This window comes from Methylobacterium sp. (genome assembly GCF_019750675.1).
Classification (GTDB): Bacteria; Pseudomonadota; Alphaproteobacteria; order Rhizobiales; family Beijerinckiaceae; genus Methylobacterium.
Map to the genome: position 1 here is coordinate 36,963 of NZ_JAIEOF010000246.1, position 17,076 is coordinate 54,038.

11 protein-coding genes are annotated in these 17,076 nt (G+C 71.3%); 7 read left to right on the forward strand and 4 right to left on the reverse strand.

Annotated features, from left to right (window positions below; genetic code table 11):
* Positions 1–65 precede the first annotated feature (65 nt).
* A complete protein-coding gene (gene pfkB, locus K2X24_RS12680) occupies positions 66–1,031 on the reverse strand; it encodes a 1-phosphofructokinase (RefSeq protein WP_292498555.1) in 966 nt (321 codons plus the stop codon).
* Entirely contained in the window at positions 1,028–3,580 is a 2,553-nt protein-coding gene (gene ptsP / locus K2X24_RS12685; protein ID WP_292498558.1) for a phosphoenolpyruvate--protein phosphotransferase, read from the reverse strand. Before ptsP ends, pfkB begins: the two co-directional genes overlap by 4 nt.
* 215 nt (positions 3,581–3,795) lie before the next feature.
* Between ptsP and K2X24_RS12690 the strand changes: the two genes are divergently transcribed.
* From K2X24_RS12690 to K2X24_RS12715, 6 genes are all read left to right on the forward strand, one after another.
* A complete protein-coding gene (locus K2X24_RS12690; RefSeq protein ID WP_292498561.1) occupies positions 3,796–4,779 on the forward strand; it encodes a LacI family DNA-binding transcriptional regulator in 984 nt (327 codons plus the stop codon).
* Between the two features lie 373 nt (positions 4,780–5,152).
* Complete coding sequence (gene aceE, locus K2X24_RS12695) at positions 5,153–7,816, forward strand: pyruvate dehydrogenase (acetyl-transferring), homodimeric type (protein WP_292498563.1); 2,664 nt, start codon at positions 5,153–5,155, stop codon at positions 7,814–7,816.
* Complete coding sequence (aceF, locus tag K2X24_RS12700; protein WP_292498589.1) at positions 7,785–9,239, forward strand: dihydrolipoyllysine-residue acetyltransferase; 1,455 nt, start codon at positions 7,785–7,787, stop codon at positions 9,237–9,239. The genes aceE and aceF overlap by 32 nt, the downstream gene beginning before the upstream one ends.
* Before the next feature lie 42 nt (positions 9,240–9,281).
* A complete protein-coding gene (gene lpdA, locus K2X24_RS12705) occupies positions 9,282–11,129 on the forward strand; it encodes a dihydrolipoyl dehydrogenase (protein ID WP_292498566.1) in 1,848 nt (615 codons plus the stop codon).
* 141 nt (positions 11,130–11,270) lie between these two features.
* On the forward strand, positions 11,271–11,720 hold the full coding sequence (locus tag K2X24_RS12710; RefSeq protein WP_292498569.1) for a hypothetical protein: 450 nt from the start codon (positions 11,271–11,273) through the stop codon (positions 11,718–11,720).
* A gap of 105 nt (positions 11,721–11,825) precedes the next feature.
* Positions 11,826–14,072 carry an NADP-dependent malic enzyme gene (locus K2X24_RS12715; RefSeq protein WP_292498572.1) on the forward strand — a complete coding sequence of 749 codons (2,247 nt, stop codon included), beginning with the start codon at positions 11,826–11,828 and terminating at the stop codon, positions 14,070–14,072.
* Between the two features lie 228 nt (positions 14,073–14,300).
* Here K2X24_RS12715 and K2X24_RS12720 read toward each other — a convergent pair whose 3' ends face one another.
* Positions 14,301–15,188, reverse strand: coding sequence for a LysR family transcriptional regulator (locus K2X24_RS12720; protein WP_292498574.1), 888 nt, complete (start codon positions 15,186–15,188; stop codon positions 14,301–14,303).
* A 121-nt stretch (positions 15,189–15,309) separates the two neighbouring features.
* Here K2X24_RS12720 and K2X24_RS12725 point away from each other — a divergent pair, with 121 nt between their 5' ends.
* A complete protein-coding gene (locus K2X24_RS12725) occupies positions 15,310–16,260 on the forward strand; it encodes an NAD(P)H-binding protein (protein WP_292498577.1) in 951 nt (316 codons plus the stop codon).
* Between the two features lie 6 nt (positions 16,261–16,266).
* Here the strand turns inward: K2X24_RS12725 and K2X24_RS12730 are convergent, their stop codons facing one another.
* A complete protein-coding gene (locus K2X24_RS12730) occupies positions 16,267–16,839 on the reverse strand; it encodes a L,D-transpeptidase family protein (protein ID WP_292498579.1) in 573 nt (190 codons plus the stop codon).
* Positions 16,840–17,076: the final 237 nt, after the last annotated feature.

Sequence of the window (17,076 nt, forward strand, 5' to 3'; positions counted from 1 at the left end):
CCTGTCGGTTCTTGTTTCGGTTGATCGTCTCACGGGCGGCTCGTCGGCCCGCGACGGGCCTCCGCTCAGCCCGCGAGGCGCTCGACCCGCACCGTCGCGGCGATCGCCCGCACGGTTTCACGCGGCGGCAGGTTCGCCCCGGCCTGGCCGAGCTTGCCGGCCGCGAAGGCAAGGGCGAGGCGGGCGGTATCGGCCAGGGGCAGCTCCGCATGCAGTCCGGCCACGAGCCCGGCCACCAGGGCGTCGCCGGCCCCCACCGTGCTGGCGATCGTGGTCGGGGGCGGCAGGGCGTGCAGCGTCTCGGCCTCGGTGACGAACAGGGCCCCCTCGGCGCCCAAGGACACCACCACCAGAGGGATGCCCCGCACCCGCAGGTCGTGGGCGGCGGCGGCGACGTCGGCGAGCGTCGGCAGGGAGCGCCCGGCCCATTCCTCCAGCTCGTGTCGGTTCGGCTTGATCGCGAAGGGGAGGGCGTCCGTCGGGGCCGCGAGGGCGGCGGCGAGGGCCGGCCCGGACGCGTCGAGGATCACGCGGACGCCCCGCGCCACCAGGGCGGCAGTGAGATCCGCATAGGTCCCGGCCGGCAGGCCGCCGGGCAGGCTGCCGGCCAGGACCGCGAGGGTGCCTTCGGTGGCGCGGCTGCGCAGGACCGCCCGCACCGTGACCAGGGCGTCCGCCGTCACGGCTAGCCCCGGCAGGTTGATGTCGGTGGTGTCGCCGCTCTGCGCGTCGAGGAGCTTGAGGTTGGTCCGGGTCTCGCCGGGAATCCACGCGAAGGCATCCGCGATGCCCTTGGCCTCCATCAGGGCCTGGAACGGAGCGGCGTTGTCCTGGCCCAGCACGCCGGTGGCGGCGACGGGCACGCCCCAGTCGGCCAGGCAGGCGGCCACGTTCACGCCCTTGCCGCCGGCGTCGCTGCGCACGCTGCGGGCGCGGTGGACCGCCCCGGGAACCAGCGCGTCGAGCACGACGGTCTGGTCGAGGGCCGGGTTCAGGGTGCAGGTCACGACCCGCGCGCCGTCGACGCTCATGCGACCGCTCCCATGATCTCGTGGGCGAGCGCCCGGACGCCGGCCGCATCCTCCTGGGCGCAGGCCCGGGCGGCGAGCGCCCGCAGGTCGCCGATCTCGGAGGCGCGCAGGCGCGCCTTCACCGCGGAGACGTCCCGGGGCGTCATCGAGAGCTCGTGCACGCCGAGCCCGGCCAGCAGGCAGGCCCCGAACGGATCGCCCGCGATGCCGCCGCAGACGCCGACCCAGCGCCGGTGCCGGGCCGCCCCCTCGCAGGTCATGTGGATCAGGCGCAGCACCGCCGGGTGCAGGCTGTCGGCCTCGGGCGCGAGGTCGGTGTTCTGGCGGTCGATGGCCAGCGCGTACTGGGTCAGATCGTTGGTGCCGATGGAGAAGAAATCGCAGTGGCGGGCGAGCGCATCGGCCTGGATCGCGGCGGCCGGCACCTCGATCATGATGCCGATCGGCACCTCCGGGGCGCCGAGTTCGACCCGGATGCGGTCGCAATGGGTGCGCAGGGCCAGCACCTCGGGCACCGAGGTGATCATCGGGAACATGATCGAGAGCGGCGCATGCTGGCCGAGGGGGGCGCCTGCCGACACGCCGTCCCTGGCGGCACGGTAGAGGGCGCGCAGCTGCGGCTCCATCAGGTCGGGCCGGCGCAGGAGTAGGCGGGCGCCGCGCACCCCGAGAAAGGGGTTCTCCTCCTTGGGCAGGTGGAGATGCGCCACCTGCTTGTCGCCGCCGATGTCGAGGGTCCGCACGATGAGCGGCCGGCCGGCGAGCGCCGTGAGCATGCCCCGGTAGGTGGCGTACTGGTCGTCCTCGGAAGGCGTGTCGCCGCGCTCCAGGAACAGGAACTCCGTGCGCATCAGGCCGACGCCCTCCGCGCCCTGGTCGAGGGCCAGCGGCACCTGCTCGGGGTTGTTCACGTTGGCGCCGATGGCGACCACGTGCCCGTCCGTGGTGCGGGCGGGCAGCGCCCGGGCGCGGGCTTCGTCCTCGGCCTTGGCGCGCTGGCGCTCGCTCCAGGCCCGGGCCGAGGCCAGGTCCGCCGCGCTCGGGTCGAGGTAGAGGCGACCGGTGCCGCCGTCGAGGATGGCCTGCGTACGGTTCTCCAGGGCGAGCAGCCCGGACCCGCCCGCCACCATGGCGGGGATGCCCAGCGTCCGGGCGAGGATCGCGGTGTGCGAGGTCGGACCGCCCTGCGCCGTGGCCAGCCCGATGACGCGGGCGGGGTCGAGCCCGGCGGTGTCGGAGGGGGCGAGGTCGGGGGCCACGAGGATGCAGGGTACGTCCGGCAGGTCGTGGCCGCTCTTCAGGGCCGGATCGATCTGGGCCAGCACCCGGCGGCCGACGTCGCGCAGGTCCGCCGCGCGGGCGGCGAGCACGGGGTTGCCCAGGGCCGAGAGCTTGGCGGCCATCCGCTCCACGGCCTGGTTCCAGGCGAAGGCGACGCCGTGGCCCTCCACCATGAGCTGGCAGGCCAGGGTGATGAGGTCGGTGTCGGCGATGAGCTCGCCCTGGGCCTTGAAGATGCCGGCATCGGCCGCGCCGAGACGGCGCGCGGTGTCGTCGGCGAGCGCCCGGAGCTGTCCGTCCGTGGCCTCGAGGGCCGCGTGCAGGCGGTCGCCGCCGCTCGTCAGGGGCTCCGGCTCGTCCGGCACCACGGGCTCGGCGAGGCTGAGGACGTGGATGGGGCCGATGACGAGGCCGGGGCTGGCCCCGAGGCCGGCAAGGGCACGAGGCGCCTCGGCCGGGTTCCAGCCCGCCACCGGGCCTGACGCCTTGGCGGCGGCATCGGCGGCCGCCTTCGCGGCGGCCTTCTCGGCGGCGCTGAGGCCGGTCACCGCCTTGCAGATCTTCGCGAGCGCCCCGGCCTCGTCGTCACCCTCCGCCGAGATCGTCACCGCGTCGCCGCAGCGCAGGCCGAGTTGGAGGAGGGCGATGAGGTTCTTGGCATCGGCCACCTCGGCGCCGTGCCGCACCTGGATCCGCGCCGGGCAGGTCCGGGCCACCTCCACCCAGTGCGAGGCCGGGCGGGCATGCAGCCCGGTCGGATAATCGACCGTCCACTCGAAGCGCTGGCTGAGATCGGTGGCGGGGCCGGCCGCGCCGGGACTCGCCGCGTCCTCGCTGAGGGCGGCGGCGATCTCCTCCTTGGCGGTCGTGTCGCGCAGGGCGCTGAGGCGGGCCTCGTCCTGGATCAGGCGGGTGAGGCGGCGCAGCACCGTGATGTGCGTGTCGGATTGCGCCGCGATGGCCACCACCAGATGCGCGACCTGGCCGTCGTGCCAGACGATACCCCCGGGCACCTGCAGCACCGCGAGCCCGCTCTGACGGACGAGGTGGCGGTCGTCGACCATGCCGTGGGGGATGACGACGCCGTGCCCCAGATAGGTGTTCGACACCGCCTCCCGGCGCAGCATGCTGGCCTCGTAGGCCGGATCGATGCAGCCGGCCGCCACGAGGAGCTGCGCCGCCTCACGGATGGCCGCCTCCTTGGTGGCGGGCGCGGCGGCGAGGCGAATGAGCAGGCGCGGGCCCAAGGGGGGTGTCGGTGCGAGCATGGCGTGCTCCTCCCGTCAATGGTGTGGGGTTTGTCGTTGCAACCAATGAAAACGTTTTCATAAACTCTGTCAATCCAGATTGGTGAAATAGTGCAAAATCGGCGATTGCCCGCTCCGCGCATCGGTGCCAATGTCGACGCCATGATGCTGAAAACGTTTCCTACCGCGGGCCGTCCGGACCCGGATGTCGCGCACCGTTCCGGGCGTCTCGCCCGATGAGCGTCGGAATTCGCGATGTCGCCCGCGCGGCGGGGGTCTCGACCGCGACGGTCTCGCGGGCCCTCGGGCGCGGGCCGGTCAGCGAGGCCCTGCGCCAGCAGGTCGAGGCGGCGGTGCGGGCCACCGGCTACAGGCCCAACCTCTCGGCCCGCCGCCTGCGCTCGCAATCGACCCAGACCATCGGCCTGATCGTGGCCGATATCCGCAACCCGTTCTTCACGGCGGTGAGCCGGGCCGTGGAGGATGCGGCCTATGCCGCCGGGATGCGGGTGATCCTCTGCAACACCGACGAGGACCCGGACCGCGAGGCCCTGTACCTGCGCCTGATGGAGGAGGAGCGCGTCACCGGCCTCATCTTCGCCCCGACCCGGGTCACCGCCGAGGCGATGAAGGCGGGCGACCTCGACGTGCCGGCGGTGCTGATCGACCGGGCCGGCCCGCCCGGCGCCCATGACAGCGTGGTCCTCGACAACGTGGCGGCCGCCGCCCAGCTGGCCGAACACCTCTGGGCACAGGGTTACCGCCGGATCGGCGGCCTGTTCGGCGCGACGAGCTCCACCGCGCAGGAGCGCCGGGCGGGCTACGAGGGTGCGCTGCGCCGGGTCGGGGCCGAGCCCCTGGCGCGGGTGGCCGCCCCCAACGCCGCCGCCGCCGAGGCGATCCTGGCGGAATGGCTGGCCGGGGACGACCGCCCGGACGCGCTGGTCCTCTCCAACGGCCTGATGCTGATGGGTGCGGTGCGGGCGGCCCGGCGCCTCGGGCTCGCCACGCCCGGAAGACTCGGCCTCGCCGGCTTCGACAACGAGCCCTGGAGCGACCTCGTGGAACCCGGCCTCACGGTGATCGAGCAGCCGGTCGCCGAGATCGGCGCCCAGGCGATGGCGCTGCTGTTCGACCGCCTGAAGGCGCCGGACCAGCCCGTCCGCAAGGTCACCCTGAGCGGTCGGCTCATCGTGCGCGGCTCGTCGCAACGCGCCTGAGGCGTGGTGCGGATTTCAGGACAGATCCGCGCTGCCTTGCGGGGCGTGCAGGGCTGGGTTGACGCCCCCGAGGGCGGTGTGGCCGAAGGCCCGCCCCGGATGCAACCCTAGGCACGTGCGGACGCGAATCCATGCGTCTCGCGCCGGAGGGCCGAGTACCCGGCGATCAACGTCATCGGGACGTGTCCGGAAACCCAGACAAAAAAATTCAAACGCGTAACAAATATCGCAGACCGACGGCTTTGTCTTTTTGCGAACCCATTGCCACAAAACGCGAAAAGCGCTTGGTTGGGTTTGGCACGAACGCTGCTCAAGTGCGCTCAGCCAAATAAGCGGGTCCCGCGATCCGCATAAAAGTTAATGGAGGATGCCCATGGAGCGTAGCCGCGACCTCGACCCGGTCGAGACTCAGGAATGGCTAGATTCGCTGGACGGCGTCCTGGACGTCGACGGCCCGGAACGCGCCCATTACCTGATCGAGCAGGTCATCGACGGGGCCCGCAAGAAGGGCGCTCCGGTTCCGTATTCGGCCAATACTGCATACCTGAACACGATCCTGCCGGAAAAGCAGGATCCGCATCCCGGCGACCGCGCGATCGAGCACCGCATCCGCTCGGCGATCCGCTGGAACGCCATCGCGATCATCCTGCGGGCCAACAAGGATTCGTCCGAGCTCGGCGGCCACATCGCCAGCTTCCAGTCGGCCGCGACCCTCTACGACACCGGCTTCATGCATTTCTGGCGGGGCGCCGACGCCAATCACGGCGGCGACCTGATCTATGTGCAGGGCCATTCCTCGCCCGGCGTCTATGCCCGCGCCTTCCTCGAAGGCCGCCTGACCGAGGAGCAACTCCTCGGTTTCCGCCAGGAGGTCGGCGGCAAGGGCCTGTCCTCCTATCCCCATCCCTGGCTGATGCCGGATTTCTGGCAGTTCCCCACCGTCTCGATGGGCCTCGGCCCCCTGATGGCGATCTACCAGGCCCGCTTCCTGCGCTACCTGCACCACCGCAACCTCGCGCAGACGGACGGCCGCAAGGTCTGGGCCTTCATGGGCGACGGCGAGATGGACGAGCCGGAGAGCCTGGGTGCGATCGCGCTCGCCGCGCGTGAGAAACTCGACAACCTCGTCTTCGTCATCAACTGCAACCTCCAGCGCCTCGACGGCCCGGTGCGCGGCAACGGCAAGATCGTGCAGGAGCTCGAGGCCGATTTCCGGGGCGCCGGCTGGAACGTCATCAAGGTGCTGTGGGGCTCAGGGTGGGATGCCCTGATCCAGAAGGACAGCACCGGCATGCTGGCCCGCCTGATGGAGGAATGCGTCGACGGCGAGTACCAGGACTTCAAGTCGAAGAGTGGCGCCTACGTGCGCGAGCACTTCTTCGGCAAGTACCCGGAGACGGCGGCCCTGGTGGCCGACTGGTCGGACGACGACATCTGGCGCCTCACCCGCGGCGGCCACGACCCGCGCAAGGTGTTCGCGGCCTACAGCGCCGCCTCCAAGCACAAGGGCCAGCCGACCCTCATCCTCGCCAAGACCGTCAAGGGCTACGGCATGGGCGAGTCCGGCGAGGGCCAGAACATCACCCACCAGCAGAAGAAGATGGGTGAAGCGGTCCTCAAGCAGTTCCGCGACCGCTTCCAGATCGACCTCTCGGACGACCAGCTGAAGGAGATTCCCTTCATCAAGTTCTCCGAGGGGAGCCCCGAGCACAACTACCTGATGGCGCGGCGCGCGGCGCTCGGCGGTCCCCTCCCGGCCCGGCGGCGCAAGTCGCAATCCCTGGAGATTCCGCCGCTCTCGGCCTTCTCGGCCCAGCTCAAGGAGACCGCGGGCCGCGAGATCTCCACCACCATGGCGTTCGTGCGCATCCTCAACACGCTCCTGCGCGACAAGAACATCGGCAACCGCATCGTGCCGATCGTGCCCGACGAGAGCCGTACCTTCGGCATGGAGGGCATGTTCCGCCAGTTCGGCATCTTCTCCCAGGTCGGCCAGCTCTACCGGCCGGAGGATGCCAACCAGCTGATGTACTACAAGGAGGACAAGAACGGTCAGATGCTCCAGGAGGGCATCAACGAGCCGGGCGCGATGTCGTCCTGGATCGCGGCCGCGACCTCCTATTCGCATTCCGACGCGCCGACGATCCCGTTCTACGTCTACTACTCGATGTTCGGCTTCCAGCGGATCGGCGATCTCGCCTGGGCGGCGGGCGACATGCGGGCCCGCGGCTTCATGATCGGCGGCACCGCCGGGCGCACGACCCTGAACGGCGAGGGCCTGCAGCACGAGGACGGCCACAGCCACCTCATGTCCTCGACGATCCCGAACTGCGTCTCCTACGACCCGACCTTCTCGTATGAAGTCGCGGTGATCGTGCAGGACGGCCTGCGCCGGATGTATGCCGAGCAGGAGGACGTGTTCTACTACATCACCGTGATGAACGAGAACTACGAGCACCCCGGCATGCCGGAGGGCGCGGAGGCCGGCATCATCAAGGGCATGTACCTGTTCAAGGAAGGCCCCGCGGAGACGACCAAGGGTCACCGGGTGCAGCTCCTGGGCTCGGGCACCATCCTGCGCGAGGTCATCGCGGCCGCCGAACTCCTGGAGCAGGATTTCGGGATCAGCGCCGACATCTGGAGCTGCCCGAGCTTCACGGAACTGCGCCGCGACGCCATGGCGGCGGAGCGCTGGAACCTCCTGCACCCGCTGGAGGGCAAGCGCCTCTCCCACGTCGAGACCTGCCTCACCGGCCGCACCGGCCCGGTGATCGCCTCGACGGACTACATGCGCCTGTTCGCCGACCAGATCCGCACCTGGGTGCCCGGACGCTACCGCGTGCTCGGCACCGACGGCTTCGGCCGCTCGGATTACCGGGTCCGCCTGCGCGACTTCTTCGAGGTCAACCGGCACTGGGTCGTGGTGGCGGCCCTGCACAGCCTCGCCGAGGACGGCGTGATCCCGGCCCAGACCGTGGCCGACGCCATCGCCAAGTACGGCATCGATACGGACCGGCCGGCACCCTGGACCGTCTGATCCGACTTCGCGCCGGCCGCCCGAGCGCGGCCGGCGCCCCGACGTCCCGACCCTTTCACCGAGAAGACCGCACGAGGGGGCCCGCCAGAGGCCTCGACTCAGCCAGGGAGACTACGCAGTGGGTATCGAGATCCAGATTCCGGACATCGGCGACTTCAAGGACATCCCGATCATCGAGATCCACGTGAAGGAGGGCGATACGATCGGGCCCGACGACCCGCTGGTCTCGCTGGAATCCGACAAGGCGACCATGGACGTGCCCTCGCCGAGCGCCGGCGTGGTCGAGAAGATCCTGGTCAAGCTGGGCGACAAGGTCAGCGAGGGCTCGCCGCTCCTCGTGTTCAAGGGCGAGTCGGCCAAGGCCGCAGAGACGGCCGCCGCCGCGCCCGCCGGTGCCGACGGCGCCGCCCTCGTGACGCAGCAGGAGCCGGCCCTGAGCGCCGCTCCGAGCGCGCCCGCCCCGGCCGCCCCGGCCGGCAACCTCCCGGACTTCTCGCAGGTCCATGCCAGCCCCGGCGTGCGCCGGCTGGCCCGCGAGCTCGGGCTCGACCTGACGGCGGTGAAGGGCACCGGCGAGAAGGGCCGGATCACCAAGGAGGACGTGAAGGGCCATCTCACCCGCTCGGCAGCCCCGGCCCCCGCGGCCTCCGGCACGGCCGCCTTCTCAGGGAGCGGCATGGGTATCCCGGAGATCCCGGCCGTCGATTTCTCGAAGTTCGGTCCGATCGAGACGCAAGCCCTGTCGCGGATCAAGAAGATCTCCGGCGCGCACCTGCACCGGTCCTGGCTCAACGTGCCCCTCGTCACCCACCAGGACGAGTCGGACATCACCGAGACCGATGCCTACCGCAAGGAACTCGACAACGCCGGCAAGGATCTCAAGGACAAGGGCTACCGCGTCACCCTGCTGGCCTTCCTGATCAAGGCCGCCGTCTCGGCCCTGCGCAAGCATCCCGAGTTCAACGCCTCGCTCTCGCCTGAGAAGGACGCGCTGATCCTCAAGCGCTACTACAACATCGGCGTGGCGGTGGACACGCCGGACGGCCTCGTCGTGCCGGTGATCAAGGATGCCGACCGCAAGGGCATCATCGAGATCAGCCGCGACCTCGGTGCGATCTCGGCCAAGGCCCGCGACGGCAAGCTCTCGGCGGCCGACATGCAGGGCGCCACCTTCTCGATCTCGAGTCTGGGCGGCATCGGCGGCACCTCCTTCACGCCGCTGGTCAACGCGCCGGAAGTGGCCATCCTCGGCGTCGCCCGCTCCAAGATGAGCCCGGTCTGGAACGGCACGGAGTTCAAGCCGCGCCTGATCGTGCCGCTCTCGCTCTCCTACGACCACCGCGTCATCGACGGTGCGCTCGCCGCGCGCTTTGCCCGCCACCTCGCCCACGTCCTCGAGGACGTCCGGCGCCTCGTCGTCTGAGGACGACAGGCAGAACCGCGCGAACTCTAAAGAGGTGAAGCGATGAGCAGCAACGACGTCCACCTGCCGGATATCGGCGACTTCAAGAACGTGCCCGTGATCGAGGTCAGCGTCAGCCCGGGCGACGTGATCTCGGCCGACGACGTCATCATCGTCCTGGAATCCGACAAGGCCACCATGGACATCCCGTCCCCGGTGGCCGGCACGGTGGCCGAGGTTCGGATCAAGCCGGGCGACACGGTGAGCCAGGGCGACCTGATCCTGGTGATGGCCGAGACCGCCGGTGCCGGCGCGGCCAAGCCCGCCGTGACGGACACCACCAAGACCGGCGCTGCCGCTCCGGCCGCCGCCCACGCCCCGGGCGAAGGCCAGGCCGGCTACGGCTCGGCCGCGACCCAGGGCGGTGCCGGTGCCCAAGCCTCCGCCGCTCCGAAGGGTGCGGCCCCCGTCTCCGGCGAGGAGATGCGGGCCCAGGTCCTCGTCATCGGCGCCGGCCCCGGCGGCTACACCGCCGCCTTCCGGGCGGCCGATCTCGGGCAGTCGGTGGTGCTCGTGGAGCGCTGGCCGAGCCTCGGCGGCGTCTGCCTCAACGTGGGCTGCATCCCGTCGAAGGCCCTGCTGCACGCGGCCAAGGTCATCGACGAGAGCCACGCCATGGCGGCGCACGGCATCTCCTTCACGGCGCCGCAGATCGACATCGACAAGCTGCGCGAATGGAAGGACGGCGTGGTCAAGCGCCTCACCGGGGGCCTCAACGGTCTCGCCAAGCAGCGCAAGGTCACGGTGGTGACGGGCGAGGCCCGCTTCGTCTCGCCGAACCAGGTGGCAGTGGAGCACGAGGGCAAGACCCGGATCATCGGCTTCGATCACGCGATCATCGCGGCGGGTTCCGAGCCGGTGCAGATGCCCTTCATCCCGCACGACGACCCCCGGGTCATCGACTCGACGGGCGCGCTCGAACTCGACGGCGTGCCGGCCCGCCTCCTCGTGATCGGCGGCGGCATCATCGGACTGGAGATGGCCACCGTCTATCACGCGCTCGGCTCGAAGGTGACCATCGTCGAGCTGATGGACCAGATCATCCCCGGCGCGGACAAGGACATGGTCACGCCGCTGATGAAGCGGATCCAAAAGCAGTACGAGGCCATCCACCTCAAGGCCAAGGTCACCGCCGTCGCGGCGACGCCGGAGGGCCTGAAGGTCTCGTTCGAGGGCGGCACCGCGCCGGCGAGCGACACCTTCGACAAGGTGCTGGTCTCGGTGGGGCGGCGCCCGAACGGCAAGCGCATCGGCGCGGAGGCGGCGGGTGTGGCCGTCGACGAGCGCGGCTTCATCGCCGTCGACAAACAGATGCGCACCAACGTGCCCCACATCTTCGCCATCGGCGACGTGGTCGGCCAGCCGATGCTGGCCCACAAGGCGACGCACGAGGGCAAGGTCGCGGCCGAGGTCGCCGCCGGCAAGGCCAGCGCCTTCGACGCCAAGGTCATCCCCTCGGTGGCCTACACGGACCCCGAGGTGGCCTGGGTCGGCATGACCGAGAACGAGGCCAAGGCGAAGGGCATCAAGGTCGGCAAGGGCGTGTTCCCCTGGGCGGCCTCCGGGCGCTCCCTGGCGCTGGGGCGCGAGGAGGGCCTGACCAAGGTCCTGTTCGACCCCGAGACCGACCGCATCCTCGGCTGCGGCATCGTCGGGCCGTCGGCGGGCGACCTCATCGCGGAGGCCGCACTCGCCATCGAGATGGGGGCGGATGCCGAGGATATCGGCCTGACCATCCACCCGCACCCGACCCTGTCGGAGACGATCGGACTGGCGGCCGAGGCCTTCGAGGGCACCATCACCGACCTCTACATGCCCCGGAAGGACGGGCCGAAAAAGGCCGGTCACTGAAGACCGGTCGGCGGGATCGGCGGCGCACCGGGGACGGGCGCCGCCGCATCGGGAAGACAGGATCGCGCCGGGGCCGGCGCGATCCTCGCGGAGCCCGTACCGGCTCCGGCTTCGGAAGACGCGCTTTCGGGAGAGGTGCCAATGTCATCGAACGAGCCCGAATCCGACCCCGCCCTCCGCCGCGCCGAGGCCGCTCGTGACGCCGTCGCGGAGGCCATCGAGGCCACCCTCGAACGCCTCGCTGCGGTGAGCCGCACGGCCCGGGCCGACGTCGACGCGGACCTCCTGGCCGCCCGCCGGCTGATGGCCCGCAACACCCGCCGTCAGCTCGCCGCCAACCTGACCCTGGTGCAGGGGCTGATGGAGGCGCGCACCCTGCCGGCGATGCTGAAACTCCAGCAGGATTTCCTGCGGCGTCAGATGGATTGGGCGATGCGCGACTGGGACCTGGCCCGGACCCAGACCCTCGCCCTCCTGGCCGAGGGGCGCGGAACGGCCGAGGACGAACCCGAACCGGTTCCGCCGCCGCCGCCGGGCGAACCGGAGGCTGCGGCTCCGGAGCCGCCGGCGCCCCCCGCCGACCCAGCCTGATCCGCCGACGCGCGAACCGTCCGACACCCTCACCCAGATGCCGACCGACCCCGCCCCCGGCGGGGCGGACGGCGCCTGTCACCCCAACACCGAAAGGATCACCCCATGAGCAAAGACACGGACCTGCGCGCCGCGGGCGCCGCCGCCAACGCCGATGCCGGCACCGAGGCCGCCCTGACCCGGGCGGCCCTCGATTACCACCGCTTCCCGACGCCGGGTAAGATCTCGGTGCAGCCGACCAAGGACATGAGCACGCAGCGCGACCTCGCGCTCGCCTATTCCCCGGGTGTGGCCGCCGCCTGCATGGCGATCGCGCACGAGCCCGACGAGGCCTACAGCCTGACCTCGCGCGGCAACCTCGTCGCCGTCATTACCAACGGCACGGCGGTGCTCGGCCTCGGCAACATCGGCGCCCTCGCCGGCAAGCCGGTGATGGAGGGCAAGGGCTGCCTGTTCAAGAAGTTCGCCGGCATCGACGTGTTCGACATCGAGATCGACGAGACCGACCCGGAGAAGTTCATCGAGACCGTCGCCCGGCTGGAGCCGACCTTCGGCGGCATCAACCTCGAGGACATCAAGGCCCCCGAATGCTTCGTCATCGAGACGAAGCTGCGCGAGCGCATGAAGATCCCGGTCTTCCACGACGACCAGCACGGCACCGCCATCGTGGCCGCCGCCGCCCTGATCAACGCGCTGCAAGTGGTGGGCAAGCCGATCGAATCCGCCACCCTGGTCTGCTCGGGCGCGGGTGCGGCCGCCATCGCGTGCCTCAACATCCTGGTGGGCCTCGGCCTGAAGCGCGAGAACATCCTCGTCTGCGATTCCCGCGGCGTCGTCTCCACCGACCGGATGGCCACCCTCGACGAGCAGAAGCGGGCCTATGCGCGGGACACGCGGGCCAAGACCCTCGGCGACGCCGTCGCGGGCGCCGACATCTTCCTCGGCGTCTCCCAGGGCGGCGTGCTCAAGCCCGAGATGGTCGCCAACATGGCCGACAAGCCGATCATCCTGGCGCTCGCCAACCCCGACCCGGAGATCCTGCCGGCGCTGGCCAAGGAGGTCCGGCCGGACTGTCTCATCGCCACCGGCCGCTCGGACTACCCGAACCAGGTCAACAACGTCCTGTGCTTCCCCTTCATCTTCCGGGGCGCCCTCGACGTCGGCGCCACCGAGATCAACGAGGCGATGAAGCTCGCCGCCGTGCGCGCCATCGCAAACCTCGTCCATGCCGAGCAGTCGGACGTGGTGGCCGCGGCCTACGGCGCCAACGACCTGCGCTTCGGGCCCGACTACCTGATCCCCCGGCCCTTCGACCCGCGCCTGATCACCACCGTCGCCCCGGCGGTGGCCCAGGCCGCAATCGACAGCGGCGTCGCCGCCCGGCCGTTCAAGGACATCGAGACCTACCGCCGCTCCCTGGAGCGACTGGTCTACACCTCGGGCACCGTGATGCAGCCGGTCTTCGCCGCCGCCTCCGAGGCCGGGGCCAAGCGGATCGCCTACGCGGAGGGCGAGGAGGACCGGGTGCTGCGCGCCGCCCAGGTGGTGGTGGACGAGCGCCTCGCCACCCCGGTCCTCGTCGGCCGGACGGAGACCATCGCGAGCAAGATCGCCAGCCTCGGCCTACGCATCCGCATCGGCACGGACGTGCATGTCGCCGAGACCAGCCCCGAGACCAGCGCCACCGTGCAGGCCGCCCGGCTCCTCGCGGCCGGCGAGGTCGACGGCATGCTCTGCGGCACCACCGGCACCTATCCGGCCCACCTCGCGGAGGTGACTGGGGCGATCGGCCTGAAGCCGGGCGCGCACGGCCTCGCCGCCATGGGCCTACTACAGTTGCCCCGGCACACGCTGTTCATCTGCGATCCCTACATCCACCGCGACCCGAGCGCGGCGGAGATCGCCGACATGACCGTGTTGGCCGCCGCGGAGATGCGCCGCTTCGGGCAGACGCCGCACGTGGCCCTGGTCGCGTCCTCGAACTTCGGCAGCGTCGACGATCCGGTGTCGCGCAAGATGCAGGAGGCCCTCGCCCTGATCCGCGCCCAGGCGCCGGATCTCGAGGTCGACGGGGAGATGTCGGCCGACACGGCGCTGAGCCGCACGATCCTCGGCCGCCTGCGGCCGGATTCGGCCCTCACCGCCGAGACCAACCTCCTGGTCATGCCGAACCTGGAGGCAGCCAACATCACCTTCAACGCCCTCAAGGTGGTGGCCGGTCAGAGCGTCTCCGTCGGCCCGATCCTGCTCGGCGCGGCGCGCCCGGTCCATATCCTCACCCCCACCGCCACCGTGCGCGGCATCGTCAACATGACGGCCCTGACGGCGGCGTCCGCCGACGTGGCCGGCTGAGCCAGGGCAGGGGAGGGGGCAGCCTCTCCCCCCGCGCCGTACTTCCGGACGTCGGCGGCGTGGAAGCCAGAGCCGCCGACGGTGCAAGGCCTTGCCCGACCTGCGTGTCTGCATCCCGGGTTTCGCTGCGCGGCCCCGGAATGACGGGGGGTGAAGGCAGCCCTCGCGTATAAGGCCGGGCCGGGTCGAGAGACCACGGCACGACACAACAGACAGCCGGCTACACGATTAGTAAGCCGGCAACTCTTCGCCGAGATACCCCGTCAGTCCTTCCGCCAGATGATCGAACAGCGCGCGGATGCGGCGGGTGCTGCGCAGGTCCTCGTGCATGACGAGCCAGATGCCGATCTCGGCGAGTACGAGTTCAGGTAGCACCGGCACGAGGTCCGGGTCGCGGCGGGCGAGGCCGTCCTGGCAGTAGCCGATGCCGAGGCCGGCGCGCAGTGCGGCCAGGAGCCCGAGGTCGTCGTCGCACGAGAAGGCGAAGGTTAGGTCATGGCCGAGCGTCGGGCGCACCTGCGCCGCATGGACCGCCCGGCCGATCAGGCTGTGGCGCCCGAGCTCCGCCACAGTGGCGGGCAGGCCGCGGCGGGCTGCGTAGGCGCGGTGGGCATAGAACCGGACCGGGGCCGCGCCGATGCGCCGAGCCACGAGGGCGCCCTGGGTCGGGGCCACGTTGCGCACCGCGAGGTCCGCGTCGCGGCGCAGCAGATCTTCGGTGCGGTCGCTCAGGGAGAGTTCGAGACCGACGTCCGGATGGGCCGCGTGGAACCCGGCGAGCAGGTCGGGCAGCACCGCGCCGCCGAGGAACGTGCTGGCGGTGAGGCGGATGCGCCCCCGCATCGCATCGGCATCGCCTGAGGCCCGGCGTAGGAGCGCCGCCGCCGCGGCCGCCATCGCCTCGGCCTGGGGCACGAGGTCGAGGGCCCGGTCGGTGGGCCGCAGGCCGTCGGTGGCGCGGGTGAACAGGGTCAGGCCGAGGCCGCGCTCCAGGGCGGCGATCTGGCGCCCGAGGGTCGGCTGAGTCAGATGCAGGTCGCGCGCCGCCCCGGACAGGCTGCCCGCGCGGACCACCCCGAGAAATGCCCGCCACAGGTGCCAGTCCGGCTCGTCCATGCGTTTTCGTATGGCAATGCGCCACCTTTCGGCAATGGGCGATGAGCCGCCGGCACGCCACTCTCGGTCCGCTCCCCGAACGGTGGATGCACGAGAGGCGGACGCGCAGGAGACGGATGCGATGACGGAGAGGCTGGCCCTGGTTACCGGGGCGACGGGGGGAATCGGTGGGGCGGTGGCGGAGGCGCTGCTTCGGCACGGCTGGCGGGTGCGCGGCCTCGCGCGGGACCCCGACCGGGCGCGCCGGGCGGGTCCGGAGGGCGTCGACTGGGTCGCGGGCGACGCCATGCGGGAGGCCGACATGGTGGCGGCGGCGCGCGGCGCCCGCATTCTATTCCACGGGGTGAACCCGCCCGGCTACCGCGACTGGCGCGGCCTCGCGGTCCCCATGCTGGGGCATGCCATCACGGCGGCGTCGGGGGCCGGCGCCCGCCTCGTCCTGCCGGGCAACCTCTACGTCTACGCCCCCGAGGCCGGTCCGCAGGTCGGGGAGGACGCGCCGCGCCGGCCCCGCACCCGCAAGGGCGCGATCCGCGTCGAGATGGAGGCGATGCTGGAGGCCGCGGCCGGGCTGGCCCACCTGATCGTCCGCGCCGGCGACTTCTTCGGCCCGCGTGCGCCGAGTTCCTGGGTCACCACCGTGCTGATGCGGGAGGGCCGGCCCCTGCGGCGGGTGGTGACGCCGGAGGTTCCGGGGGCGGGGCATGCCTGGGCCTACCTCCCCGACCTCGCCGAAACCTTCGCGCGCCTCCTCGACGACGCGGCGACCCTGCCGCACCACCTGTCCCTGAACTTCCGGGGCCATGCCCTGCACGGCCGCGCCATGGCGGAGGCGGTGGCGCGGGCGGATGGCGGCCGGCCTCCGATTCGGCCCTTCGCCTGGGCGCCGGTCTATCTCGGGGCGCCCTTCGTCACCTTCCTGCGCGAGGTGATCGAGATGCGCTATCTCTGGTCGGCGACCCTCCAGCCGGACAATGCCCGCCTCGTCGCCCGCCTCGGCGCGGAGCCGCACACGCCCCTCGATGCGGCGGTGGCGGCGAGCCTCGCCGCCCTGCGGGCGCGCGCCGCCTGAACCCGGTCAGCCGATCCGCATGCGGGTCCCCGGGCCGACCCGGCGCAGCAGGCGGACGAGGTCGGCCCGGCGCAGGGCGACGCAGCCTTCGGTCGGCAGGAAGCCGCCCCGCGCCACGTGCAGGAAGATCGCCGAGCCGCGCCCGGGCCGGATCGGCCCGCGATTGTAGTCGAGGTCGACCACGAGGTCGTAGAGCCCGTCCTCGCGCCACATCCGCTCGTGCCCGACCCCCGGGGCGGGCAGGTGGATCGGCCGGTTGTAGCGGCGGTCCCGGGCATCGTCGCACCAGCCGTCGCCGGGCGCGCTCGGGCGCACGGGGAGGGGGCTGACCGGCCGGCTCGCGAAGTGGTCGGGCCGGTAGACGCCGCCGCGCAGGCGGAACGTGCCCCGGGGCGAGGCGCCGTCGCCCTCGCGCTTGGCCTGCTTGATCCCGCTCCGCCCGAGGGCGCAGGGGATGACGGCCGCCCCGGCGATCAGCTGGCCCCGGCTCGGATCGGTCACGAGGGCGCGCACGCGCAGGCCCGCAAGGCTGGTGCGCTTGGGACGGCTGTTCGGCTTGGGATGGCGGGTATTCTTCATGGGCCGCTTATCGCGTGCGCGCCCGAACCTGCCAATTCGGTATTCGGCTTGAAACTTTTCGTGGGGCTGCGCCGTTTGCGAGGCGTTAGGCTGCGCGCAACCGTATTGTGCGCGGCCGGGATTATTGGTTTAATGTGTATGGCGTGATTTACGTAAGGCAAGGCGATGCGCGCGTGTCATCATCGTGTCTTGGGTTCTCGTTGCAACCTTTGATCCTCCGTCACCGCCTGCCTGCGC